A 22917-nucleotide genomic window follows, 5' to 3' on the forward strand; every position below is an offset into this window, starting at 1 on the left:
ACCGGCTTCAACGACATCAGCAGCCACACTCCACAGATCCGCGATCATCACAAGACCCTGACCAGCGTAGACGCCACCACCCCGAATAAACCAACAGCATCATCTAACGCGCCAAAATCCACACAGTCACGGGCGCCTGCGTTGCGAAAGCCACTTTCGCAACGCGTAGGGCCTGCGCGAGGCAAGCCGCCGCCAGGAGTCGTGAGTGGTAAGTGACGTTAGAACGCGACTTACCACTCACGACCACCCCGACCCACACCCGACCGCAGCCCGCTTGCCCGACCGCGCCCCAAAGCCCGCAAGTAGTCGACTAAGTGCGGAAGGAGGCTAGAGCGTGTGGGTGGCGATCAGTTGGCCGATCGCCCGGATGTCCGAACCCCGGAACTCCAGCCGCACGTTCCCCAGTCCGCTGAACCACAGGTCCAGCTCGGCGTCCAGGTCGAAAGTGCCCGCGGTCTCGATCGAGAACGCCTGGATCTTGTTGTAGGGCAACGAGGTGAAGTCCTTCTTCTTGCCGGTCATGCCCTGGACGTTCACCGCGATCAGCCGCTTGTTCGTGAACACCACGAAGTCGCGCACCGCCTTGAACGACGACATGATCTGTTCCCCGGGGATGATGATCGGCTGCACCGTCGGCGCGATGTCCTTCGGCTTGCACGGCGTGAGCTTGAAGACGGTGTCCTTGGAGAAGTCAATCATGGTCTCCAAGGTACTGACGAACGCGACATCCGGCCGCCGGACGAACAGCCGTAAGGCGCCGGGACCCCTCCCCGGTGGCGTCCCGCATACTGCCGGGGGACAGGAGGAGGCACGGATGAAGCGACTCACGACGGCGCACGAAAGCCTGGTGCTCGGCGTGCCGCGATCGGCCCCCGGCGCGGTGTTCGCGCTGACGCTCGCGGGCGGCGTGTCCGTCGACCCCGGCGAGGGCGGCGAGATCTCTTTCGGACGTAATCGGCCGCAGGTCGACGTCTGCGTGGGGGAGAACGACCTGCAGGTCAGCCGCAGGCACGGTCTGCTGAACTTCACCGGCGGGCAGTGGTGGGTCAGCAACACCGGCCAGTTGCCCATCCGCCTGCCGAACTCCCGTTGGCTGTCCCTCGGCGAGGAGCCGATCCCCCTGTCGGATGGTTACACGCCGCTGTTCGTCCGCGGCTCGGGCAGGCGGGAGCATCTGCTCGAGTTGTACGTCGCCGGTCCCGACGGCGGGCAGCCCGCCACCCGCCACGACGACGTCACCGTGCCGCCCCGCCGCTGGCGCCTCAGCGCGGACGAACGACTGGTCCTGGTGGTGTTCGGCCAGCGTTATCTCCTGCACGACCTCAACCCGCAGCCGTTGTCCCGGCAGCAGACGGCCGAGGTGCTCGCCGAACTCCGCCCCGACGAGACGTGGACCAGCCGCCGGGTCGAGCATGTCGTCATCGACGTCCGGGCCCGCCTGTCCGCCGGCGGCGTTTACGGCCTGCGGCGCGAAGAGGTCGGCGAGCCGGTCGGCAACGCCTTGAACGACAACCTGTTGCGGGAGCTGGTGCTCTCCACCACCCTCGTCCCGCCGGATCTCGGCCTGCTCGACGCGCTCGACTGAAGGTCCATAGTGGACTAGGGGCCCACGCCTTCCATCGCCGCCTTGGCGACGTCGCTGTCCTCGTCCGCCTTGGTGGCCACCTTCACCAGCGCCGCCGTGGCCTGATCCCGGCTTTCTTCGGCCTTCATCCGCCCCGCCGACGCCGCGTTCACGCCGAAGAAGGCGCCCACCACCGTGCCGATCACCGTTCCCGCCGCGGTGATCACCGCCGTGACGTCCGACGTGTTCGGATACCGCATGACCGCCGCGATCGTGATGACCGCGAGTGCGCTCAGCCCCGCCAGCACCGTCAAGAATCCATAGTTCCTGGTCATGGCCCGCTCCCTTCAGGCTCCTCGCGGCCTTGCTTCGCCCGAACGCCGCCCTTCGTTACGGCAAAAGGCCGGACCGTTATCCGCCGATACCGAAACGTACGTCGTGGCTCTGCGCCGGCACCACGAATTCCAGCAACCGTGCCCCCCTCTTCGGCGATCGAATCCTGATCTCGCAACGGTTCCCGCGATTCGATCGTCAGCGTCGCCCCTTTGATCGCCCAAACGGCCAGGAATTCACCGTCGACCAGCAGCGTGCCCCGGCGGCCGCCGTTACCCGGTGGCAGTGGCACGCGGCGGCCGTCCGGGATCACCCGCACGCGGTCGGCGTGGGAGAGCAGGACGTTGTCGTACTCGGGCAGGAACCGGGGTGGCGCCGGGGTTTCCGCGTCGGGCCGAGGCGCGTCCGGGAGGTCGAACAGTTCCTTGCCCACGCCGTCGGTGAAGGTCCGCAGCCGCGGCCGGAGACGTTCGAAGACCTCCTTCAGCCTGGTCAGTCCCGACCAGACCTGCGCGTCGCGGACGGTCGCCGGGCCGAACGCCGCGAGGTAGCGCACCACCAGGTCGTCGAGGGGGATCCCGTCGGTGATCCGTGCGCCGACCCAGTCTTCGAGCAGCGAATACGCGGCAGGGCCGGTCTGTCCCCACAGCCCACGCGGTGTCACGTGGGCCAGCGGGAGAAGCCCGCCGAGCGCATAGCCGAGGGTGGCGGGATCGATGCCGGGCCAGCGGGCGGCAAGCGCGGCCCGGAGTTCGACGCGGGTCCGGGGACCTTCGGCCAGCAGAGCCCGCCCCGCGTCGGCGACCTCGCCGAGGTCGAGTCCGGCGATCTCCCGCGAGTAGTGGCCGCGGAAACCGCGTTCGACCACCGGTTTGATGGTCGGCCACAGCGCGAGGCCGTCTTCGGCTGTCACGAGATGCACCGTTCCCCGCATCAGCGTCGACCGGACGACCTCGCGGGCGGCCAGCGGTTTCGCCAGACCGTCCGTCTGGAAGTCCCGCAGCCGCGACCAAAGGCCGACGTAGGACGCGTCGGGCGCTTGCGCCTGGAGGCCGGCCAGCCGCTCGATCGCGCTGACGGCGGACAGGTCGGAGCGCTCCAGCAGGAGCTGCCGGGCCAGGGTCGCGCGGTTGAGCGCTCGCGGGCTCAAGATCGCCGTCGTCATCAGCGGTGCTTGCGAAAGAAGGTGCGGAGGTCTTCGGCGAGCAGGTCGGGGACCTCCATCGCCGGGAAGTGGCCACCCGCGTCATGCTCGGTCCAGTGCTCCACCGGGCCGTCCTGGAGGCTCCGGATCGTGGTGTCCCCGGCGAAGACGGCGATGCCGCGCGGCGGACCGGCGGGTGTTTCGCCGTCGCTGTCCCAGCCGCCCTGCGACATTTGCCGGTAGACCTGCATGCCTTCGTACACCGCGTGCGCCGAGGACGCGCCCGAGCCGGTGAACCAGAACAGGCTGACCGAGGCCAGCAGATGATCCAGGTCGACGGCGTCCTCCGGCAGCTTCTTGGCCGGGTCGGTCCATTCGGCGAACTTCTCCACGATCCACGCGAGCTGGCCGGTGGGGGAGTCGTTCAGCGAGTACGCCAGCGTCTGCGGCCTGGTCGACTGAAGGTGCAGGTACCCGAACCCGTCGAGCTGCCGCTGGTTGAACTGTTCGGCCCGGTCACGGTCCTTGCCGGACAGTCCGTCGAGGTCCAGGGCGGGGCCGAGCGGCATGGCGGCGCCGGTGCCGGTCAGGTGCACGCCTGCCACGCGGTGCGGCGCGATCATCCCCAGGATGCCCGCGACCCCGGCACCCGCGTCGGTGCCGTGGACGCCGAAGCGTTCGTAGCCGAGGCGGTCCATCAGGGTGGTCCACGCCTGGGCGACGCGGAACAGGTTGCCCCAGCCGGGACCCTGCGAAGTCGAGAAGCCGTAGCCGGGCAGGGACGGGATGACGAGGTGGAACTCGCCGCCCAGCGAGCCGATGAGCTCGCGGAATTCGAAGGGCGAACTCGGCCAGCCGTGCGTGAGGATCACCGGCAGCGCGTCCGGGTCGGCGGCGCGAACGTGCAGGAAGTGGATGGTCTGGCCGTCGATCTCGGTGGTGAACTGCGGGATCTCGTTCAGCTTCGCCTCCTGCGCCCGCCAGTCGAAGCCGTCGGCCCAGTACTCGGCCAGCCCCTTGAGGTAGGAGACGGGGACGCCCCGGCTCCAGTCGCCGGTGACCTCGCGCGGCCAGCGGGTGCGGTTCAGGCGGTCCTTGAGGTCGTCCAGGTCGGCCTGGTCGATGGCGATGCGGAAGGGCTTGATTTCGGTCATGAGAGCTAAGCTAGAAGCAATTGCGGAAAGGTTCGTTCCGCGATCGCGGACAAGGTGGAATCCATGGCGGAAACTTCGGCAAGACTGCTGCGGCTCCTGTCGCTGATGCAGGCGAGACGCGTCTGGACCGGCCCGGAACTGGCGGGCAGGCTCGACGTCACGACCAGGACCATCCGGAACGACGTCGAGCGGTTGCGCGGACTCGGTTATCCGGTCGACGCCACCCCGGGTGTCTCGGGTGGCTACACCCTCGGCGCCGGCGCGGCCATGCCGCCGCTGCTGCTCGACGACGAGGAGGCCGTCGCGGTGGCGGTGGGCTTGCGCACGGCCGCGGGTGGCACGATCGCGGGGATCGAGGAGACGTCGGTCCGCGCGCTGGCGAAACTGGAACAGGTGCTGCCGTCACGGCTGCGCCGCCGCGTCGAGGCGCTGAACTCCGCGACGCTGGCGGTGCAGGGCGACGGCCCCACCGTCGAAGCCGAAGTGCTCACGGTCATCGCCAACGCCTGTCGTGACAGCGAGACCCTGCGGTTCGATTACGTGGGGCACAACGGATCCGAGACGCGGCGGCAGGTCGAGCCGCATCGCGTCGTGCACATGAGCCGCCGGTGGTACCTCGTCGGCTGGGACGTCGAGAGGCAGGACTGGCGCACTTTCCGCGCGGATCGGGTGCGGCCGCGTACCCCTAACGGGCGACGCTTCGAGCAGCGCGAACCACCCGAAGGCGGGGTGATCGCCTACCTGCAGCGCGGGGTGGGCTCGGCGCTGTGGCGGCACCACGTGACGATCCGGGTGCACGCCCCGGCCGCCGCGGTCGCGGCCAAGGTGCCGCCCGCCGTCGTGGTCGAAGCCGTCGACGAGCGGACCTGCCTGCTCAAGGCCGGTGCGGACACGCTGGACTACCTCGCGCTCTACCTCGGCCTGCTCGACACCGACTTCGACGTCGTCGACTCGCCCGAATTCGCCGGGCACCTGCGCAAACTGATCGGCCGGTTCAGCCGCGCGGTGGACGCTTGACGTCGAAGACCAGTTCCGGGCGCTCCCAGGTGATCTTGGGCGGGCTGGGCGGCACGACACCGACCCGGCGCGCGCCCATCCGCTCGTAGAACCCGGCGGCCGGCGGGTGGGAGACGACGCGGATCTCGGTCATGCCGAGGTCCGCGGCCTGCCCGAGCAGATGCTCGACCAGCCACGCGCCGATCCCCGTGCCCTGTGCCGAATCGGCGACGAACAACAGGTCCAGCTCGGCCGGGTACTCGATCAGGCTGTAGAAGCCGATCACGTCCCGCTGCGCGTGGGCGACGAACGAGGGATGGGTGGCGAGGTAATCCTCGGTGACCCGGTAGTCCTCGAGAATCGACGCGTACTCCCCCTGATAGGCGGCCGACTCGCGCAACAGCGCTGTCACCCGCCCGGCGTCGGAAGCGCTTGCCCTGGAGATGCGGTAGCTCGTCACTCTCGAAGCTTAGAACGTCACACCGACAGTTCTTGACCTCCAGTTAAGTGGAGAGATCAGGCTGGGTTCCGTCAGCTGGGGAACGAACTGGAGGAACGAGATGAAAGCGGCCGCGTTCACGGAAGCGGGTGGCCCGGAAGTACTCCGGGTGCTCGAACTGGAGGAGCCACACGCCGGGGCGGGAGAGGTCCGGGTGCGGGTGAAGGCGGCGGGGGTGCAGCCGTACGACGCGGCCGTGCGGGCGGGCTGGGAACCCGCGGGGCTCGAGCTGCGTTGGCCGCGTGTCCCGGGGAACGAGTTCGCCGGGGTCGTCGACGAGGTCGGTTCCGGGGTTACCGGCCTCGTCGCGGGGGCCGAGGTGCTCGGCTTCACCGCCGTCCAGGCTTATGCCGAGTACATCGTGGTGCCCGCGGAGAACGTCACGCCGAAGCCGCCGGAGATGCCGTGGGAGGTCGCGGGCGGCTTCACAGCGGGGACGCAGACGGCGTACCTGGCGCTGGACTCCCTGCGGATCGCCCGCGGCGAGACGCTGCTGATTCACGGGGCGGCGGGTTCGGTGGGCACCGCCGCCGTCCAGCTCGCCGTACTGCGCGGCGCGCGCGTGATCGGGACGGCGAGCGAGGCGAACCAGGACTACGTCCGCTCCCTCGGTGCCGAACCGCTGGTCTACGGCGACGGCCTCGCCGACCGGGTGCGTGCCCTCGCGCCGTCCGGAGTCGACGCCGCGCTGGACGGGGCGGGCGGGGTCGCTTTCGACCTGTCGCTGGAGCTGGCCGGGAATCCGGACCGCGTGCTCACCCTGGTCGATCACGCCCGCGCGCCCGAGGCGGGGGCGCGCATGGTCACCGGCACGCGGTCGGCCGAGCGGCTGGGGATGCTGGCGTCGCTGTACGCCAAGGGGGAGCTTCGCTTCCTGGTGCGGCGGACGTACCCGTTCGCCGAGGCCGCGGCGGCGCATCGGGAGATCGAGACCGGGCACGGGCGCGGGAAGGTCGTGCTGACCTTCCCGTAACTCGTGAGTGGTAAGTGTCGTTAGAACGACACTTACCACTCACGAGACCCTAAGACCCCCGCACCTTCTTCACGACCCCGCGCACCACCAAAGGCGCCACGATCGCCACGAAGAGCACCAGCGCCGCCCAGCCCCCGAAGCCGCCGAACCCGCCGTCGTCGTAGGCCGCCGGTGAGGCTTCTCGCCAGTTCTTCGAACCGCCGCCCGCCGATTCGTCGTCGGGGCCCGCCGTCGCGGTCGCGGTCTTGTCGCCACTGGCCGGACCCGCGCTGGGCCCGGCGGAAGCGCTGGGCCCAGCCGCGTCCGGACCGGCCTTGGGCTTCCCGTCGGGGTTGATGATCCCGGCGGTCACCAGCGGGTCGGGCGGGCTGGCCGCGCCGGCGCCGAGGCTGCCGTGGAAAGTCGGGTTGCCGCAGCTGTCCGCGTTCAGCCGCTTCGCCGGTTGCCCGGTGAGCCGCGCGTTGGAGTTCATGATCTCCTGCGACAGGTTCGGCGGCAGCGGTGAGTAGCCGACCCGGGCCATGTTGACCTGGCCGTCGCAGGCGACGTGCTCCAGGAACGCGGTGATCGTGTCGGTCTTGCCCGGGTCGCCGTAGCCGCCGCGGCAGGTGTCACGACCGTTGGTGCACGGCATCATGACGTACGAGTACGCCGAGATCGGATACGACTTCGGATCGGTGTTCGAGTAGACCCTGTCCAGTTTCTGGCTCAGGTCCGGCCGCAGTTCCGCGTGCTTCAACGCGGCCGCGATGTTCTCCGCGTACGGCTGCGTGTACTGGCCCGCGCCGTTCTGCACCCACGCCGCCGGCACCTTGTAGAGCTGGGCGTAGGCGAATTCGTCGTAGGCGATGGAGAACGGGATGGTCGCCTTGCTGATGGCTTTGGCGATCTGGTCAGAGTCCGCGAGCAGCCGGTACCACTCGGCGTCCGGCCCCTGCCCGGGAAGCTGGATGGGGCGGACGCCCGCGGGCAGGTTCCCCATCCCGTTCCCGACGTTGCGCGAGACGAACCGGTTGTAGGCATCGGGTGCCGCGTTCGCGATGAAGTCGTAGAACAGCGCCGTCGTGCCCGATTGGCCGGTCCGGCCGACCAGGGTGATGGGCTGATCCGGCAACGACTTCCCGCCGTTGGTCGCGGTGATGGCCGGGTCGCTCCACCGGGTGATGTCCCGGCTGAAGATCCGGCCGATCACCGCCCGGCTGAGGTGCAGGTAGTCGACGCGGTTCCCGGCCTGGTCGTTGACGTTGTACATCAGCGCGATCGCGCCGGCGACGTCCGGGACGTACTGGTAGCCGCGGGTCTGCGCGGACAGGCCGCCGGCGCCCGCCGCGACGAGTGACGAGACTTCGGCCTCGGTCCCGGCGAAGTCGACCGTGCGGTCGCCGAACTGGTTGACCCCGGCGGGCGAGTTGTTGGCCGAGTAGTTGACCGGGATACCGCGCGACTTCGCGCCGTTCTGCCAGTCGTTCATCGCCGGGCCGACATAGCTGGACCCGGAGCCGGTGACCGGGGTGAGCGCCGCCGCTCCGGGAGTGATAGCCAGCGACAGCAGCACCGTGACCCCGCCCAGCGCGGCCAGCCGGCGGATCATCCGAATCGCCCGTTCACGTAGTCGTGGGTGCGTTCGTCCGACGGCGCGTTGAAGATGGTGTCCGTCGGGCCGTGCTCGATCACCCTGCCGGGCTCGTTCTCGGCCGCGAGGAAGAACGCGCAGTGGTCCGAAACCCGTTGGGCCTGCTGCATGTTGTGCGTGACGATGACGACGGTCACCTCGTGCCCGATCTCGGCGATCGTCTGCTCGATCCGCCGGGTCGACGTCGGGTCGAGCGCGGAACAGGGCTCGTCCATCAGCAGCACGTTCGGCTGCACGGCGAGCGACCGCGCGATGCAGAGCCGCTGCTGCTGCCCGCCGGACAGCGCGCCACCGGGGGAGCTCAGCCTGTCGCGGACCTCGCGCCACAGCCCGGCCCGCTCCAGGCTCTGCTCGACGAGCGCGTCCTTGTCGCCGCATTTGACGCCGGCGAGTTTCAGCCCGGCCAGCACGTTGTCGCGGATGGACATCGCCGGGAACGGGTTCGGCTTCTGGAACACCATGCCGATGCGCAGCCGGACCTGCTGCGGACGCGTCCCGTCGGCGTAGATGTCCTTGCCGTCCAACAGGACCTCGCCGGTCAGCGACGCCGACGGCACCAGTTCGTGCATGCGGTTGAGGATGCGCAGGAAGGTCGACTTGCCACAGCCGGACGGGCCGATGAGCGCGGTCACCTCCCTGGCGGGCATCCGCAGCGAAACCCCTTCGAGTACCAGCCGGTCACCGAACCAGGCGCCGATCTCACGGGATTCGAGGTCCGCCGCGCCGGGCGGCGGACCACCGGTCAGCTCGACCAGCGGGCGCGCCGGGCTGTCCACATAGGACACTTCAGTGTCGGTCACCGGTTCTCCTGTGTCTTCACGGTGGTTCTCTTGGCCTTGCGCTTCGACCGGTCGCGGCCCACCACGCGGGCGATCGCGAACAGGGCGAAGATGAGCAGGATCAGCACGAGCGCGCCGACGTAACCGCGTTGCTGGACGTTCTCCAGCGGCTGTTTGATGAAGCGGTAGATGAACAGCGGGATGCTCTCCTGCGGATCGGAGAACGGGTTGGCGTTCATCCCGAGCGCGCCGAACGAGGTGAACAGCAGCGGCGCGGTCTCGCCGGCCACCCGGGCGATGCCGAGGATCACGGCGGTCGTCACCCCGGTCCGCGCCGTCGGCAGCACCACGGACCACACCGTGCGGGCCCGGCTCGCGCCGAGCGCCAGCGACGCCTCGCGCAGGCCGTCCGGGACGAGGCGGAGCACCACGTCCACGGTCCGCGTCACGGTCGGCAGCATGACCATGGTCAAGGCCAGCGTGGCCATCATCCCGTTGTAGCTGAACAAACCCACACCCGCTTGGATGCCGGGGATGATCAGTGCCGCGTAAACGAACAGACCGGCCACAATGGACGGAAGCCCGCTCATCGCGTCGACCATGATCCGCACCGGACGCCGGAACCGGGACCGCGTCTCGTTCAGGAACACCGCGGTGAGCACGCCCAGCGGGACGACGAGGACCAGGGTCAGCGCCGTCTGTTCGAGGGTGCCGACGATCGCGTGCAGCCCTCCGGTGGCGGTGACCGGATCGGTCGGCGCGACCGTGGACATGTCATGCGTGAAGAACTCCAGGCGCAGATACGGCGCGCCTTCAGCGACGATGTAGATCAGCAGCGACAGCAGCGGGGCGAGCAGGACGAGCGCCCCGGTGACGACGACAGTGGAAACGAGCCGGTCCGACGCCGCGAGCCTGCCCAGCCTGTCGCGGGTGACCAGGTAGAGCATCGTCAGGTAGAGCAGGTACGCGACGATCAGGTCGGCCAGCCAGCCCGGGGAGTCCAGCAGCAGATGCATGACGAACCAGGTGAGCAGCGTGGCCGACACCGCGCAGCCGAGCGCCGCGAGCCGATCCTGCCTGGTGGTCTCCGAAGGACGCCGTTTGACGAGCTTGCGCGGGGCGGGCGCGACAGGGGGAGTCAGGGTCGTGGTCACGCGTCCACCCCCGCGCCCGAACGGCTCTTGGAGATGATCACCGACGCGGTGAAGTTCGTCGCCAGCGTGAACACGAACAGCACCAGGCCCGCCGCCATCAGCCCGGACAGTGCGAGCCCGGACGCGCCGGAGTTGTTGGCGATGAACCCGGAGATCGTCGCGCCGCCGAACTGGAGGACGTGCTTCGTGATCTCCGGAACCTGCGGCAGCAGCAGGGAAACGGCGATCGTCTCGCCGAGCGCGCGGCCGAGCCCGAGCATCGAACCGCCGATGATCCCGCCCCGGCCGAACGGCAGCATGACGGTTTTGACCATGCCCCAGCGGGTGCTGCCCAGCGCGAGCGCCGCCTCCTTCTCACCGGCCGGCGTCTGCGCGAACACCTCCCGGATCACCGACGTCGTGATCGGGAGGACCATCAGCGAGACCACCAGGCCCGCGATGAACATCGACTGGATGTACAGCGCGTTCTCCTTGGCCGAGAACGGCGGGAACCAGCCGAGGTTTTCGGTCAGCCACAACGAGATCGGCACGATCTGCGGGCCGAGGAAGGCGAACCCCCACAGGCCGTAGAGCAGGCTCGGGATCGCGGCGAGCAGGTCGACCAGCCCGGTCAGGAAGCCGCGGATCCGCCCGCTGGAGTACTCGGTGATGAACAGCGCGGCCAGGATGCTCAGCGGGACCGCGATCAGGACCGCGATCAGCGCGACCACGATCGTCCCGAAGAGCAGGCCGAGTACGCCGAGCACTCCCGAGGCCGGATCGAACCGGATGGTGGTGAAGAACCCGAAACCGCTCGTGTCGAACGCCGGCCCGGACCGGTAGACGAGGAAGAAGCCGATGACCACGAGGATCGCCAGCATGGTCAGCCCGGCACCGGTGGTGACCCGGCGGAACGCGCGGTCGGCCCGCGACAGGACTTCGGTGATCGCCCGCCGCACCGGGGTTCCGGGTGGGGCCGGGTCGGGCCGGGGTGGCGCGATGGTCACGAGCGGCCTTCCTTCGTGTTGGCAGCTAAAGGAGTTCAGGGCACACCACGTCGCCCCTCGATGCGGCCAGTATGTGGTGCCCGCGACCGGGAAAGGTGTCCACGCGGAGAACGCCCGACGGGGCGTTTGTGAATCAGTGCGGGCATACGGTCCCAGCCCGTTGACCCCGAACGGGTGATTCGGGGACGTTGGGTCCCGTGAAATCTGGGGAGTCGTCCGTGTTCCTGGTCCGCGCAAGACGAGTCGGGTTCGTGCTGATCTGCGGGATACTGGCTGTCGCGGGGGTGTCCGTTCCCGCCGCTGAGGCGCAGCCGCCCGCCGATCCGGTGTACCGGCTCAAGACCGAACCCGCCGATCTTTCGGCGGTCCAGAACGGCGACCCGCTGCGGATCACGCTTGCGGGACTGCCCAAGGGGGCGAGGGCGAAACTCGTCATCTGCCCGAAAGACGTGCCGGACAATTTGATGAAGAAGGTCTACGTCCCGCCGTGGACGAAGGACAGCACGCTGCTGACCAGGGTGACCTCGTACTGCCAAGACGAGTTCGGCGACGAATTCGCCGGGAAGAACGCGGGAATGCAGTCGATGGAACGGGTGCGGAGCAGCACGACCGGTGACATCGTCTTCGACACGACGATCCCGCGCGGGACCTTGCGGCCGCATCCGGTGGCCTGGGATCCGCTCTACACCACTTACGAAAAGGCGGTGAATCCCGGGGACAAATTCCCCAAGGTCCCGTGGGCGGACAATCCCGTGGTCGTCGATCCGGTGACCGGTGCGAAAAGCAGAAGGCAGTTCTCCTTCACCTGCGACGAGAACAATCCGTGCAGCGTCACGATCCAGATCACCGCGCAGGACGCCGCGGGCAAGACGGTGACCTGGGTCGACGACTCGATCAAGTTCACCCCGTACCTGCCGGGCATCGGGGTCAAGGGCTGCAAGGGGATCGGCCGGAACACCCTCGACGCCAGCATGCCGGAACGGCTCGGGCGGACCGCGGTCGCCTGGAACCAGGCGCTGTGCGCCCCCACGAAGGCCGACCAGCCCACCAACATCGTGAGCGAGACCGAGGACACCGGGCTGACCGCGTTCGACAAGGGCGCCTCCGACCTCATGATCACCGGCAGCGGGAACGCGCTGGCCGCGCAGACCGTCCGGTCGAGGGAGTACATCCCCGTCGGGGTCAACGCGGCGGTGATCGCCGCTGTCGGCTGGTCCCCGACCGACGTCAACGACGAAGGCAACCCTCTCGGTTCGAAGCTCGCCGGCACGATGTCGTTCACCACCGCCGAGCTGGCGAACATGTTCACCAAGGGCGGGCAGAACCCCGACGCCGCCGGCCGGGGCGGCATCTTCAAGAACGGTTCGCCCCTGGTCGAGCGCAATCCCGCGCTCTCGGCCATCAAGGACGGTCAGCCGGCCGGGGTGATCGCGGTGAACCGCCGGGCCGGGTACGGGGGAAACCCGGACTTCTTCGGCGTGACCGGGGAAACGGGACCTGGGACGATCCCGCTCGCCCTGAGCAAGGTGCTCGCCGCGACCGCGCCGAAGGAGTGGGTCTTCCCGGCGCTCGGCAAGGAGTACTTCGGTGCCCTGGACGGGAAGACCCCCGGGGTGATCTCGGATCTGAGCGTGCTCGACCCCGGCAGTTCGCAGGTGCACAACGTCGACGCGAAGACCGGTCAGCTGTCGGTGCGCAAGACCGTGGACAACGCCGTGGCCGGCCGGGGTGGTGATTGCGCCGGGGGTTGCTTGAACTGGGTGATCACGGATCTCGCGACGGCGACGGTCAACCGCTGGACGCCGGTGGCGCTCCCGGACGGCAAGGGCGCTTTCGTCGCGCCGACCGAGCAGAGCCTTCAGGCGGCGGCCGATGCGATGAAGATCGGCCCCGACGGAACGGCCGAGACCGGCACCGTGGCCAAGGACGGCGCGTACCCGCTCACCTTCGTCGAGTACATGGCCGTCCCGGTCAACCCGCTGATCGACGCGACCTGCAAGCCGATGAAGGAGAAGCAGGATCAGTTGAAGGCGTTCGCCGGTCTCGCGGCGGGTTACGGGCAGGCGCTGCTTCCGCCCGGCATGGCCCGGTTGAGCCCCGGTCTGGCCGCCACCGCCGCCGAGCGGATCGCCAAGATCGGCACCGGCACCCCCGAAAAGGCCTGTGAGGAAAAGGAAGCGGCGAAGAACCCGCCCCCGCCGGGAGCGAACGGTGTCACGCCCGCTTCCAACCCGTCGCCGGGTGGACCTTCCGGAGGGCAGGGTTCGCCGGCCGCGACACCGGTGGCGGCCGCCACCGGCGCCGTTCCCGCGGTGGCCCCGACCCCGGAAAGCGTGCGGGCGGCGAAGAACCTCGCCGAGTCCATCGACATCCCGAAGTTCGCCGGTGCCGGTGCGCTCGGCGCCCTGATTCCCTTGGTGGCTCTGGTGATCCTGGCGACCCTGCCGTCCGCGACGGCATACGTCGCGGCCGGGCGGCCGGTGCCCGCGTGGCTGACCAGGGCGCTGGCGGTGCTGATCGGCCTGCTGCGCCGTAGGCCGTCGGGTGGCGTGGCGTGAGCTTCGAGGTCGAAGAAAGGCAGTTCCTGCGGTTCGGCCCCGGCTGGATCGGCGCGGTCGTGTTCGCCTGGCTGGTCACCACGCTGGTGGCGCTCGCGCTGGTCGTCTACGCGCTGGGCCCGATGCTGCAGTCGGGTGATCAGCGGAAGGCGCTGACCGAGATCCGGGGCGAGATGGGGGTGGCGCTGGGCGCGAGCCAGAGCCTGTTCGGGGCCGCGCCGCCGGGCAAACCGGTCGAGTTCGGCAAGCCCGTCGCCGTCCTGGAGATCCCCGCCCTCAAGGTGCAGCAGGTCGTCGTCGAGGGCGCGTCGAGCAGCGAGACCGCGTCCGGACCCGGTCACGTGCCGGGAACCGCGGGGCTCGGCCAGCCGGGCAACGCCGTGATCGCCGGCCGCAACGCCGGGTACGGCGGCCCGTTCGGCTCGCTCGACGTCCTGCGGCCGGGTGACGAGATCGTCGTGGCGACGACGCAGGGCAAGTCCGTCTATCGGGTGACCGAGACGGCGACCAGGCCGCTGGACGAGGGGGCCGACTACGGGAAGACCCAGAACGACCGGCTGACCCTGGTGACGTCGGCGTCCTGGTGGCCGCTGGCCTCGGAGGAGGCGACGGTGGTGACCGCGGCCCTGGAAGGAAGGCCGTTCCGGCCCGCTCCGCAGAACGGCCGGGCGGACGCGCAAGACGGCCGGACCGGTGACGGCACCGCGTGGGCCGGGCTGGTGCTGGCCTTCGGCGGTTTCGTGGCGGCGGCGGCCGGGGCGACATTCCTTTATCGCCGGTGGCGTCCGGTTTCGACCTACGTCATCACCGGGCCGGTGCTGCTCACGATGGGTGCGCTCGCGGCCTTGGCGCTTTGGCGATTATTCCCGGCCTGGGCGTAATCCAGGATTTCGGTCTTTTCGGACTGAAATCCGTCTCACGTTGTGGATCTTCGCCGTTCCAGACTTTGGTGGGTGGACTCGTCACCGATAGCTCTTTAGATTCTCCCCATTACACCCAGTCAGGGGTAATTCATTCGGGCAGCCGAAGGGATTCTTGTGACGGGGCGTCACGCCGTCAGCGCGCTTTAGCCGGAGTGCGCTGTGTTGCTGCAAAACAGGGAGAGTTCGATGAGCAGATTCAGCCGGGTGGTCACATGCTCGGTTCCGGTCGCGGTCGGTGCTTTGCTGCTGTCGACCGCGGTTTCCGGTGCCCAGCCGTCGGAGGAGGCACGCACGCAGGCCGGGATCACCGCCCTGCAGAGCATCAAGAAGAGCCTCACCCCGGCTGAGCGCAAGCAGTCGAGCCAGCTCGTCGTCGAAAAGCGCCTGCGCGCCGACAAGGGCCTCGCGGGCAAGCTGCCCGAATACCGGACCGGGGTGGGCGTCAGCGACGCCGGCACCGTCGCGGTCGACATCAAGGGCGCCGGACAGTCGCTGGTGGACGCCGTCAAGGCGGCGGGCGGCAGCGTCCGTTACGCCTCTCCCGCCGGCGCGATCCGCGCCGACCTGCCGCTCGACGCCGTCGACGCGATCGCCGGCCGCGGTGACGTCGCCGAGGTCAAGGCCGCTTCCCAGGCGATGACCTGGAACGAGTCGGCGCCGCAGGACCGGCGTCAGGCCGCTGTCAAGCAGACCGCCGCCGCGCTGCAGGTCGCCGAGGGCGACAAGGCCCACGGCAACGACACCGCCCGCACCAAGTACGGCGTCACCGGCGCCGGGCAGAAGGTCTGCGTGCTCTCGGACGGCGTCAAGTCGCTCCAGGCGTCCCAGACCTCCGGCGAGCTCCCCGCCGTCGACGTCCTCCCCGGTCAGGCGGGCAGCGGTGACGAGGGCACCGCGATGCTGGAGATCATCCACGACATGGCGCCCGGCGCCACGCTCGGTTTCGCGACCGCCTTCACCAGCGAGCAGAGCTTCGCCGACAACATCCGCGCGCTGCGCACCACCGGCAAGTGCACGATCATCGTCGACGACGTGTCCTACTTCGACGAGTCGCCGTTCCAGGACGGCCCGGTCGCGCAGGCCGTCAACGACGTGACCGCGGCGGGCACGCTCTACTTCTCCTCCGCGGGGAACTCGGGCAACCTGACCGACGGCACCAGCGGCTATTACGAAGGCGACTTCCGCGGCTCCACCAGCAAGATCTCCGGGATCACCGGTACGCCGCACGACTTCGACCCGAGCGGCACGACCCAGCTGTACAACGCGCTTTCGGCGAACTCGGTCGGCCGTTACGTCACCCTGTTCTGGTCCGACCCGTGGGGCAAGGCCACCAGCGACTACGACCTGTTCGTCCTGAACTCGTCCGGTTCGGTCGTCGCCTCCAGCGAGAACGCGCAGAACGGCACCCAGAACCCGTACGAGATCGCCCAGGTCCCGGCCAGCGGCTCGGGCTTCAAGGTCGCCGCGGTCAAGTACAGCGGCTCCGACCGGTTCATCGCGCTCAACGTGATCCGCGGCCGCTTCGTCTCCTCCGGCTCGCTGAAAGCCTTCAGCACCAACGGTGTCACCTCCGGCCACTCGGCCGCCGTCAACGCCTTCAGTGTCGCGGCGGCCCCGGCCGCCGGTGCCTTCGGCCGCGCGCTCGAGACCGGTGACCCGGCGAACCCGGCCGGTCCGTTCCCCGGCCTGTTCTCCGCCACCAGCAAGTGGGAGCGGTTCACTTCGGACGGTCGCCGTCACCAGTTCTACAACCCGGACGGTTCGGTGATCACCCCCGGCAACGTGTCCTCGACCGGTGGTGCCACGCGGAACAAGCCGGACATCACCGCGGCCGACGGCGTCGCGACGTCGGTGACCGGCTTCCAGCCGTTCTTCGGGACCTCCGCCGCCGCGCCGAGTGCCGCCGCGATCGCCGCGCTGCTGCTGCAGGGCAAGCCGACCGCGACCCAGGCCGAGATCCGCACCGCGCTGGTGTCGACCGCGATCGACCTCGGCGCCCCGGGCTACGACCCGGTCACCGGGGCCGGCGTGATCATGACCGACCCGGCGCTCGCCGCGCTGGGCGTCGCCCCGAAGAAGTAGTTCTCCACCAAGGAAAACGGCCCGGTGCACGCGCACCGGGCCGTTTTCTGTCACTTCAGGGCTTCAGGACTTGACGCAGGACAGGCCGTTCGGGCCCGACACGGTCAGGAAGCCGTACTGCCGGATCTTGGCGGCGAGCTGGCCGCCGCACAGCGGGCTGGCGGTCGAGGCCGAGTCACCGTCGTCGAAGCCGACGGCGCGCTTGGCCTGGTCGTAGCTGGGGGTGCGGGAGTCGACGACGTTGTAGACGCTGCGCGAGCCCAGGAACGCCGTGGTGAACGCCGGGGTGTAGCTGCCGGCGGAACCGGAGACCGGGGAGCCGTTGAAGCCGGCGCCGGTCAGCGGGTTGACGGTGAAGCCCGCGCGCTTGTCGGCGGTCACCGCGTTGCCCTGCGCGATCCACTGCGCGATGGAGAACGGCGCGATGGCCTTGGCGCGGTCGGCGGCCGGGATCGAGTTGCCGTCGTGCTCCTGGAACCGCTTGATGGTGACCGGCTTGGTGGTCGGGTCGAAGCCGAGGACGGTGCCGGTGAAGAAGCTCAGCGTGCCGGAACCGGTCTGCGGCAGGTACACCGCGATGGGGGAGTTGGCGCCGCCGACCTGGTTCCAGTTGGTGATGGAACCGTCGTAGATGCCGCGCAGCTGCGCCAGCGTCAGGGACAGGCCCGCGCCCGAACCGGTGGCCGAGGAGGCCCAGGTGACACCGTCGGTGGCGAAGGCGAAGAACTCGAAGGTGGCGGGGTCGGACGAGCCGCGCGTCGAGGACGACCGCGCGATGTCGATCTTGCCGTCGCCCGCTTCGGCCGAGGCCTTCAGCGCGGCCTTGCCCTGCGACGAACCGTTCGGGGCCGGGTTGCCGGTGCTGTAGACGACCGCGTCGGCGAACGGGTCGGCCGGGACGGTGAACGTCTGGGTGCCGGACAGCAGCGGCGGCACGTTGACGTAGTTGTCGGGGTCGGTGTTCCAGGCGCCGGTGTTCGCGGCGGCCAGGATCGCGCCGGTGATGTCGGCGGTGGTGTCGGAGCCCGCCGCGGCGATGACCTCTTCGAGGCCGTTGGCCGGGGCGACAGCCGAAGCGGTGCCGGTCAGGGTGAGGCAGGCACACGCGGCGATCGCGGTGGCGCCGAGAAACCGAGTGGTACGAGCACGCATCTTGTTTGCACTCTTTCTCTAGTCCCCAAGTCGTCACGGGATTCCGTGACTTGCCGCAATCCTCGCTCCGCAACACTGTCCGGCGGCGGTGCTTCGCGTTCCCGCCCGACGTCATGGTGGTTAATCTCCGGGGAACGCACTTTCCGTGATCGGCCGTCACGGAGAACGATTCGGTGAATGTCCGCCGGAATCGCGACGGTATTTCCGGCGCCAATCCGCGATGGTCTCGATCCCTTCGCCGATGGCCGCTTCGGTGGTGGCGGAGCGGAACCGGTCCAGTCCGCGCTGCGCCTCGATACGCCGTCCGTAGGCGTGAGTCGCGATGGCGACCAGCCGGTCGCCCGTATGCAGGCGCCAGCGCCATCGGCCGCCGCTGAGATGACTGAAATCGCTGGTCAGCTCGGCGATGTTCGTGCTGAGCCAAGCGATCGCGACAAGGCATTCCTCGGCCCGCGGATAGTCGGCGGGGGCCGAACCCAGCGACACGTTGTTGCCGCCGAGCAACCGCCATCGGATGGTCTGGTCACCGGTCTGGACCAGCTGGAAGCGTGGATTCTTCTTCACCGTTCCGCGCTCCGGCGACGAAGTGAACGGTGTGAATTCCCCCTGGGCACATCCGGTGAATCGCCTCGATGTGGTGAAGGGGTTACCGGTTTTCGTGAAGGCGCGACGGCCGCCGGGTGAACGTTTTCCGCCGAAGGGGGCGCGCTAGCCTGAACGGACGCGGGTAATCGGAAAACAATCACCGAGCCGGATCGGTCCGGCACGGTCTGCGAGGAGGATCGATGGGCAACGGCAAGACCGCGGTCGTCACCGGGGCGGGCTCCGGGCTCGGCAGGGAGATCTCCCGCGCGTTACTCGGCGCGGGCTACCGGGTCGCGCTCGCCGGCCGCCGCGCGGACGCGCTGGCCGAGACCGCCGACGGGGACCCGAAAGCGCTTCCCGTGCCCACCGACGTCGCCGATCCCGATTCCGTCGAGGCGCTGTTCGAGACGGTGGGCGCGGAGTGGGGGCGGCTGGACCTCCTGGTGAACAACGCGGGCGTGTCGGTGGGCGGGACCGTCGACGAACTGTCCTTCGCGGACTGGAAACGCGCCGTCGACACCAACCTGACCGGGATGTTCCTGTGCGCGCGGCAGGCCGTGCGGCTGATGAAGGCGCAGGACCCGCGCGGCGGCCGGATCGTGAACAACGGCTCGATCTCCGCGCACGCCCCGCGCCCCGCGTCCGTCGCCTACACCGCGACGAAACACGCGGTCACCGGGCTGACGAAGTCGATCTCCCTCGACGGCCGGGCCTGGAACGTCGCTTGTGGACAGATCGACATCGGCAACGCCGCCACCGAGATGACGCTGCGGATGGCCGACGGGATCCCGCAGGCCGACGGCGGCGTCAAGGCCGAGCCGACCTTCGACGCCCGGCACGTCGCGGACGCGGTGCTGTACATGGCCGGGCTGCCGCTCGACGCGAACGTCCAGTTCCTGACCATCACGGCGACCACGATGCCGTACGTCGGGCGGGGCTAGGGCGGCGAGATCACGGGATCACCTTCGCCTTCCGGAACTCGTCGAACAGCCGGAAGAACATCGCCGACGTCTCGGCGTACTCGTGGAATCCGGCCCGCCGGGCCTTCGAGCCGTCCGCGAACATGTCGTAGTCCCAGCTGAACACGAAGTCGGCGAAGCCCCACGACGACGAGACGGCGCTGTAGGGCACCTCAAGGCCGTACTTCGCGGCGATGGAATCCCACAGCTCTTCCTTGTCCGCCATGACGACGTCCAGCGACATCGGCAGCGGCGGCGCCACCTCCAGATCGAAGTAGGCGGCGATCTTCGGCCAGAGTTCGTTCCAGCGGAACAGGTCGCCGTTCGCGATGTTGTACGCCTCGTTCTCCGAGCCGGTCGCCCAGGTCGTCGCCTTCGCCAGCAGTCCGGCGTCGGTCATCTCCATGAGGCTGTCGTACGCGCCGGGCTTGCCGGGGAAGCGCAGCGGCAGGCCGAGTTCCTTCGAGATCGAGGCGTAGACGGCGATGGCCAGCGCGAGGTTCATCGGGTTGCCCAGCGCGGTCCCGCCGACCACCGACGGCCGGATCGCCGACCAGGTCCAGGTCTTCCCGGCCTGCCGCCGCTCCAGGAAGGCTTGCTGGTCCACATTGAACTCGGGCGGCATGTGCCCGGCGTCGTCCTCACGTGCCGGGGTCTTGAACGGGCCGAGGTGGGCGCCGTAGACCTTGTAGCCCTGCATGAGGCTGACGTGGCGCAGGCCGGGCGCGGCGGGCTCGATCGCGTCGACCAGGTTGGTCAGCATCGCCAGGTTCGGCGGGACCAGCTCGGCCCAGGTTGGCTTGTCGACATAAGCCGCGTAGAACACGTGCGTGACGTCGTCCAGGCCGCCGAGCTTCGCGCGGGTGTCGTCCGCGTCGAGGAGGTCGACGGCGATCTGACCGGGGCCGCCGCGCCGCGACAGGCCGACGACCCGCCAGTCGGGCTGGGTTTCCAGGTGCTCGATCAGGTTCTTGCCGATGACCCCGTTGGCTCCGGCGACCAGGGCGACCTTGCGTTCTTCGTTCATGTCACCGAGCTTGGACCCCTCCAAGTGATAAGTCCAAGGCATAGATATCACCGCTCCGATAAACTCTCTTCATGACCAGCTTGCGGCAGCTCGAATACCTGGTGACCGTCGTCGACACCGGCTCCTTCACCAGGGCCGCGGAGATGCTGCACGTGACGCAGCCCGCGCTGTCGCATCAGATGCGCGCGCTGGAGAAGGGGGTCGGCGGCCCGCTGCTGGAGCGCTTGCCGCGCAGTGTCCGGCTCACGCCGATGGGCCGCGCCATGCTGCCGCACGCCCGCGCCACCCTCGCCGACGCCGAACGCGCGCGGTGCGCGGCCCGGCAGGCGTCCGGGCTGGAAGCCGGGGAACTGCAGATCGCCACGGTCTATTCGGTCGGCATCGGTGTCCTGCCCGCGGCGCTGAGGGTGTGGCGCCGGGAGCGGCCGGACGTCGACGTCCGCCTGGTCGAGTTCCGGCACGCGGACGAGCTCCGAGAGGCCATGGCGGCGGGGGAGGCGGACGTCGCGGTCGGCCCGGTACCGCCGGGCTGGGACGGGCCGGTGCGCGAGCTCGGCACCGAGGAGTTCGTCGTCGTCCTGCCGATCGACGGGCCGCGCGAGGACGACGGCACCGGCGTCGTCGACCTCGCGACCCTCGCCGACTGCGCGTGGGTGCACTACGCGCCGGGCAACGGCCTGGCCGACCTCGTCGACCAGGCCTGCGCCGCGGCCGGATTCCAGCCGAGGGCCGCGGTCCGGACCGAGCAGACCGCGGCGGCCCCGGTGCTCGCGGCGGCGGGGCTCGGTCCCGCGCTGGTCCCGGCCAACGTGCTGCCCGAAGGCTTTCACGGCCGCGTCCTGCGACCCGAGCCCGCGATCCGGCGCACGCTCGCCGCCTACTGCCGGAGCACGCCGGACCCGTTGACCTCGGCTTTCATCGATGTCGTGGCGGGGGAATGCACGCTCGGGTCAGCGCACGGAAACCGCTGACAGGTCCACGCTCCCGAACGTCGTCGCCGTCACGTCACCGACCCGCTCGGCCCAGACGGCGTGCCCGTGCCCGGACCACAACGGCGCGACCGGGAGGTCCCGCAGCAGCTGGTTCTCCACCAGGCGGTAGACCTCGCCGCTGTCGGAGGCTTCGGTCTCCTCGGCAGATTTCAGCAGGTCGGCGAACCCGTCGCTCTGATACCCGGTCAGCTCGACGATCTTCGCCAGCACTTCCTGCGGGCTCGCCGTCACCAGGTTCAGGTCGATCGGGAAAGGTCCTTCGCCGGGCTCCGCGGCGAGCTGGACGCCGACGGCGGCGCTCGCCTGTTCGGCCAGCGGACGCAGCCAGTTCGCCTGCGACTGTCCGAAGTGGACTGGAGTGGTGGCCGGGAACTCCGCCTGGGTCAGCAGGGACTTCCCGGCTCCGGCGTCGAACGTGCAGGGGCGGCAGGTGCTGCTGCGCTCGCCGGGCGCGACGGCGGGCGGCAGCAGCGACTTCGCCGGGTCCACCTGCTTGCCGAGGACGCCGGCCTCCATGGCCCCGCGATCGATGCCGAGCGCGAACCCGTGCCGGACGGTGGCGTCGGAGAAATGTGCCGCGGTCAAAGGAAAACCGAGGTAAGAGACGCTCGGCAGCGCCCACATCACATGCCGCTGCGCGAAATCGGTGTGCATGGCCTCGTGCCGGTCGCCGGGGACCACGGTGGACAGATCGAGCTTCCCGGATTTGACACCGTCGTACAGCGGCGCCGCGTCACCGATGCTCAGTTCGATCACGCGCGCCTTTCCAGGGGCGTCCGCGACCCGGACCAGCCTGGCACCCGTCGTCTGCCAGCCGCCTTCCATGCGGAACGGTCCGTTGCCGACGGGCTGGGAGAAGAACCGGACCCAGTCGCGGGACGCCAGCGCGGACGCGGGCAGCGGAACCAGGGCGGGGGAGGAGAGCAGCGCCGGGATCTGCCCGGACGGCCGGTCGAGGACGAGCCGCACGGTCAGCGGGTCCGGCGCGGTGATCTCCTTGGCCCGCACCAGGCTCTTCAGCACCCGGGTGGCGGACCAGTCCTCCTTGCCGATCGCCGTCCACGTGTCCACATAGGACTGCGCGGTGACCGGGGTGCCGTCGTGGAACTTCCCGCCGTCCTTCAGTTTGACCGTCCAGGTGATCCGGTCGGCGCTGGTGATCGATTCCGCGGCCCGGGGCGTCGTCTTTCCCGTCGCGGGGTCGTGATCGGCCAGCGGAGTCCACAGCGCGCTCGTGACGAGCCTGCCTGCCTGATCGCTGACGTCCGCGGGGTTGGTCGAGGCCGGCGCGGAGATGCCCACGCGAAGAACGTCCGGTGCGGGCGATTCGCCGGATTCCGTGCAGCCTGCCGTGACCAGGACGGCGGCGAGGAGCGGGGCCAGAAGACGCAAGCGCATGGTCATGTCATAGCAGTCCCACACCG

The 22917-nt window shown here is 69.5% G+C and carries 21 protein-coding genes; 8 read left to right on the forward strand and 13 right to left on the reverse strand.

Going from position 1 to position 22917, the window contains the following annotated elements; all coding sequences use genetic code 11:
• Nucleotides 1-327: 327 nt before the first annotated feature.
• Nucleotides 328-699: a PH domain-containing protein gene (locus ACFOSH_RS22400; RefSeq protein ID WP_378240986.1), complete on the reverse strand. Its 372-nt coding sequence runs from the start codon at nt 697-699 to the stop codon at nt 328-330.
• 115 nt (nt 700-814) lie between these two features.
• On the opposite strand from ACFOSH_RS22400, the gene ACFOSH_RS22405 reads away from it, so the two are divergent.
• Nucleotides 815-1585, forward strand: coding sequence for an FHA domain-containing protein (locus ACFOSH_RS22405; RefSeq protein WP_378240987.1), 771 nt, complete (start codon nt 815-817; stop codon nt 1583-1585).
• A gap of 14 nt (nt 1586-1599) precedes the next feature.
• Here the strand turns inward: ACFOSH_RS22405 and ACFOSH_RS22410 are convergent, their stop codons facing one another.
• The 3 genes from ACFOSH_RS22410 to ACFOSH_RS22420 are packed head-to-tail and all read right to left on the reverse strand — an operon-like array spanning nt 1600 to nt 4195.
• The gene (locus tag ACFOSH_RS22410) at nt 1600-1899 is read right to left on the reverse strand and encodes a hypothetical protein (RefSeq protein ID WP_378240988.1); all 300 of its coding nucleotides are present in this window, start codon (nt 1897-1899) and stop codon (nt 1600-1602) included.
• Nucleotides 1896-3062 (reverse strand): winged helix DNA-binding domain-containing protein, encoded by a 1167-nt coding sequence (locus tag ACFOSH_RS22415; RefSeq protein WP_378240989.1) that lies wholly within the window; start codon nt 3060-3062, stop codon nt 1896-1898. Before ACFOSH_RS22415 ends, ACFOSH_RS22410 begins: the two co-directional genes overlap by 4 nt.
• A complete protein-coding gene (locus ACFOSH_RS22420) occupies nt 3062-4195 on the reverse strand; it encodes an epoxide hydrolase family protein (RefSeq protein WP_378240990.1) in 1134 nt (377 codons plus the stop codon). Before ACFOSH_RS22420 ends, ACFOSH_RS22415 begins: the two co-directional genes overlap by 1 nt.
• Nucleotides 4196-4258: 63 nt before the next feature.
• Between ACFOSH_RS22420 and ACFOSH_RS22425 the strand changes: the two genes are divergently transcribed.
• Complete coding sequence (locus ACFOSH_RS22425) at nt 4259-5212, forward strand: helix-turn-helix transcriptional regulator (protein ID WP_378240991.1); 954 nt, start codon at nt 4259-4261, stop codon at nt 5210-5212.
• Here the strand turns inward: ACFOSH_RS22425 and ACFOSH_RS22430 are convergent.
• Nucleotides 5190-5651: a GNAT family N-acetyltransferase gene (locus ACFOSH_RS22430; RefSeq protein ID WP_378240992.1), complete on the reverse strand. Its 462-nt coding sequence runs from the start codon at nt 5649-5651 to the stop codon at nt 5190-5192. The two genes, ACFOSH_RS22425 and ACFOSH_RS22430, sit on opposite strands and share 23 nt — an antisense overlap.
• A gap of 100 nt (nt 5652-5751) precedes the next feature.
• Here ACFOSH_RS22430 and ACFOSH_RS22435 point away from each other — a divergent pair, with 100 nt between their 5' ends.
• Complete coding sequence (locus ACFOSH_RS22435; RefSeq protein ID WP_378240993.1) at nt 5752-6663, forward strand: NADP-dependent oxidoreductase; 912 nt, start codon at nt 5752-5754, stop codon at nt 6661-6663.
• A gap of 49 nt (nt 6664-6712) precedes the next feature.
• Here ACFOSH_RS22435 and ACFOSH_RS22440 read toward each other — a convergent pair whose 3' ends face one another.
• Genes ACFOSH_RS22440 through pstC form a run of 4 tightly spaced genes read right to left on the reverse strand, consistent with a single transcriptional unit; the run spans nt 6713 to nt 11215 of the window.
• Nucleotides 6713-8254, reverse strand: coding sequence for a substrate-binding domain-containing protein (locus ACFOSH_RS22440; RefSeq protein WP_378240994.1), 1542 nt, complete (start codon nt 8252-8254; stop codon nt 6713-6715).
• On the reverse strand, nt 8251-9051 hold the full coding sequence (locus tag ACFOSH_RS22445; RefSeq protein ID WP_378241021.1) for a phosphate ABC transporter ATP-binding protein: 801 nt from the start codon (nt 9049-9051) through the stop codon (nt 8251-8253). Before ACFOSH_RS22445 ends, ACFOSH_RS22440 begins: the two co-directional genes overlap by 4 nt.
• A 41-nt stretch (nt 9052-9092) precedes the next feature.
• Entirely contained in the window at nt 9093-10229 is a 1137-nt protein-coding gene (gene pstA / locus ACFOSH_RS22450) for a phosphate ABC transporter permease PstA (RefSeq protein WP_378240995.1), read from the reverse strand.
• Nucleotides 10226-11215, reverse strand: a complete 990-nt coding sequence (gene pstC / locus ACFOSH_RS22455; RefSeq protein WP_378240996.1) for a phosphate ABC transporter permease subunit PstC — start codon at nt 11213-11215, stop codon at nt 10226-10228. Before pstC ends, pstA begins: the two co-directional genes overlap by 4 nt.
• A 197-nt stretch (nt 11216-11412) precedes the next feature.
• Between pstC and ACFOSH_RS22460 the strand changes: the two genes are divergently transcribed.
• From ACFOSH_RS22460 to ACFOSH_RS22470, 3 genes are all read left to right on the forward strand, one after another.
• Nucleotides 11413-13773 carry a hypothetical protein gene (locus ACFOSH_RS22460; RefSeq protein WP_378240997.1) on the forward strand — a complete coding sequence of 787 codons (2361 nt, stop codon included), beginning with the start codon at nt 11413-11415 and terminating at the stop codon, nt 13771-13773.
• Complete coding sequence (locus tag ACFOSH_RS22465) at nt 13770-14654, forward strand: sortase (RefSeq protein WP_378240998.1); 885 nt, start codon at nt 13770-13772, stop codon at nt 14652-14654. The genes ACFOSH_RS22460 and ACFOSH_RS22465 overlap by 4 nt, the downstream gene beginning before the upstream one ends.
• A 228-nt stretch (nt 14655-14882) precedes the next feature.
• Entirely contained in the window at nt 14883-16778 is a 1896-nt protein-coding gene (locus tag ACFOSH_RS22470) for a S8 family peptidase (RefSeq protein ID WP_378240999.1), read from the forward strand.
• Between the two features lie 63 nt (nt 16779-16841).
• On the opposite strand, the gene ACFOSH_RS22475 is transcribed toward ACFOSH_RS22470, so the two are convergent.
• Together ACFOSH_RS22475 and ACFOSH_RS22480 are read right to left on the reverse strand one after the other, a co-directional pair.
• Nucleotides 16842-17930, reverse strand: a complete 1089-nt coding sequence (locus ACFOSH_RS22475) for a substrate-binding domain-containing protein (protein ID WP_378241000.1) — start codon at nt 17928-17930, stop codon at nt 16842-16844.
• Nucleotides 17931-18086: 156 nt separating this feature from the next.
• Nucleotides 18087-18494: a DUF1508 domain-containing protein gene (locus tag ACFOSH_RS22480; RefSeq protein WP_378241001.1), complete on the reverse strand. Its 408-nt coding sequence runs from the start codon at nt 18492-18494 to the stop codon at nt 18087-18089.
• 221 nt (nt 18495-18715) lie between these two features.
• On the opposite strand from ACFOSH_RS22480, the gene ACFOSH_RS22485 reads away from it, so the two are divergent.
• Nucleotides 18716-19456 (forward strand): SDR family oxidoreductase, encoded by a 741-nt coding sequence (locus tag ACFOSH_RS22485; RefSeq protein WP_378241002.1) that lies wholly within the window; start codon nt 18716-18718, stop codon nt 19454-19456.
• A gap of 10 nt (nt 19457-19466) precedes the next feature.
• On the opposite strand, the gene ACFOSH_RS22490 is transcribed toward ACFOSH_RS22485, so the two are convergent.
• Nucleotides 19467-20501, reverse strand: a complete 1035-nt coding sequence (locus ACFOSH_RS22490) for an SDR family oxidoreductase (RefSeq protein WP_378241003.1) — start codon at nt 20499-20501, stop codon at nt 19467-19469.
• A 71-nt stretch (nt 20502-20572) separates the two neighbouring features.
• Here ACFOSH_RS22490 and ACFOSH_RS22495 point away from each other — a divergent pair, with 71 nt between their 5' ends.
• Nucleotides 20573-21472, forward strand: coding sequence for a LysR family transcriptional regulator (locus ACFOSH_RS22495; protein WP_378241004.1), 900 nt, complete (start codon nt 20573-20575; stop codon nt 21470-21472).
• Here the strand turns inward: ACFOSH_RS22495 and ACFOSH_RS22500 are convergent.
• Nucleotides 21452-22897 carry a peptide ABC transporter substrate-binding protein gene (locus tag ACFOSH_RS22500; protein WP_378241005.1) on the reverse strand — a complete coding sequence of 482 codons (1446 nt, stop codon included), beginning with the start codon at nt 22895-22897 and terminating at the stop codon, nt 21452-21454. The two genes, ACFOSH_RS22495 and ACFOSH_RS22500, sit on opposite strands and share 21 nt — an antisense overlap.
• Between the last annotated feature and the right edge of the window lie 20 nt (nt 22898-22917).

Source organism: Amycolatopsis speibonae (assembly GCF_042647925.1).
Lineage (GTDB): Bacteria > Actinomycetota > Actinomycetes > Mycobacteriales > Pseudonocardiaceae > Amycolatopsis > Amycolatopsis speibonae.

What these genes read in the sequence shown, in the direction of transcription:
- ACFOSH_RS22495 (WP_378241004.1), top strand. Translation starts at nt 20,573, where the DNA reads ATGACCAGCTTGCGGCAGCTCGAATACCTGGTGACCGTCGTCGACACC.
- ACFOSH_RS22500 (WP_378241005.1), bottom strand. Translation starts at nt 22,897, where the DNA reads ATGACCATGCGCTTGCGTCTTCTGGCCCCGCTCCTCGCCGCCGTCCTG.
- ACFOSH_RS22415 (WP_378240989.1), bottom strand. Translation starts at nt 3,062, where the DNA reads ATGACGACGGCGATCTTGAGCCCGCGAGCGCTCAACCGCGCGACCCTG.
- ACFOSH_RS22425 (WP_378240991.1), top strand. Translation starts at nt 4,259, where the DNA reads ATGGCGGAAACTTCGGCAAGACTGCTGCGGCTCCTGTCGCTGATGCAG.
- ACFOSH_RS22405 (WP_378240987.1), top strand. Translation starts at nt 815, where the DNA reads ATGAAGCGACTCACGACGGCGCACGAAAGCCTGGTGCTCGGCGTGCCG.
- ACFOSH_RS22475 (WP_378241000.1), bottom strand. Translation starts at nt 17,930, where the DNA reads ATGCGTGCTCGTACCACTCGGTTTCTCGGCGCCACCGCGATCGCCGCG.
- ACFOSH_RS22485 (WP_378241002.1), top strand. Translation starts at nt 18,716, where the DNA reads ATGGGCAACGGCAAGACCGCGGTCGTCACCGGGGCGGGCTCCGGGCTC.
- ACFOSH_RS22400 (WP_378240986.1), bottom strand. Translation starts at nt 699, where the DNA reads ATGATTGACTTCTCCAAGGACACCGTCTTCAAGCTCACGCCGTGCAAG.
- ACFOSH_RS22420 (WP_378240990.1), bottom strand. Translation starts at nt 4,195, where the DNA reads ATGACCGAAATCAAGCCCTTCCGCATCGCCATCGACCAGGCCGACCTG.
- ACFOSH_RS22470 (WP_378240999.1), top strand. Translation starts at nt 14,883, where the DNA reads ATGAGCAGATTCAGCCGGGTGGTCACATGCTCGGTTCCGGTCGCGGTC.
- ACFOSH_RS22490 (WP_378241003.1), bottom strand. Translation starts at nt 20,501, where the DNA reads ATGAACGAAGAACGCAAGGTCGCCCTGGTCGCCGGAGCCAACGGGGTC.
- ACFOSH_RS22435 (WP_378240993.1), top strand. Translation starts at nt 5,752, where the DNA reads ATGAAAGCGGCCGCGTTCACGGAAGCGGGTGGCCCGGAAGTACTCCGG.
- ACFOSH_RS22440 (WP_378240994.1), bottom strand. Translation starts at nt 8,254, where the DNA reads ATGATCCGCCGGCTGGCCGCGCTGGGCGGGGTCACGGTGCTGCTGTCG.
- ACFOSH_RS22410 (WP_378240988.1), bottom strand. Translation starts at nt 1,899, where the DNA reads ATGACCAGGAACTATGGATTCTTGACGGTGCTGGCGGGGCTGAGCGCA.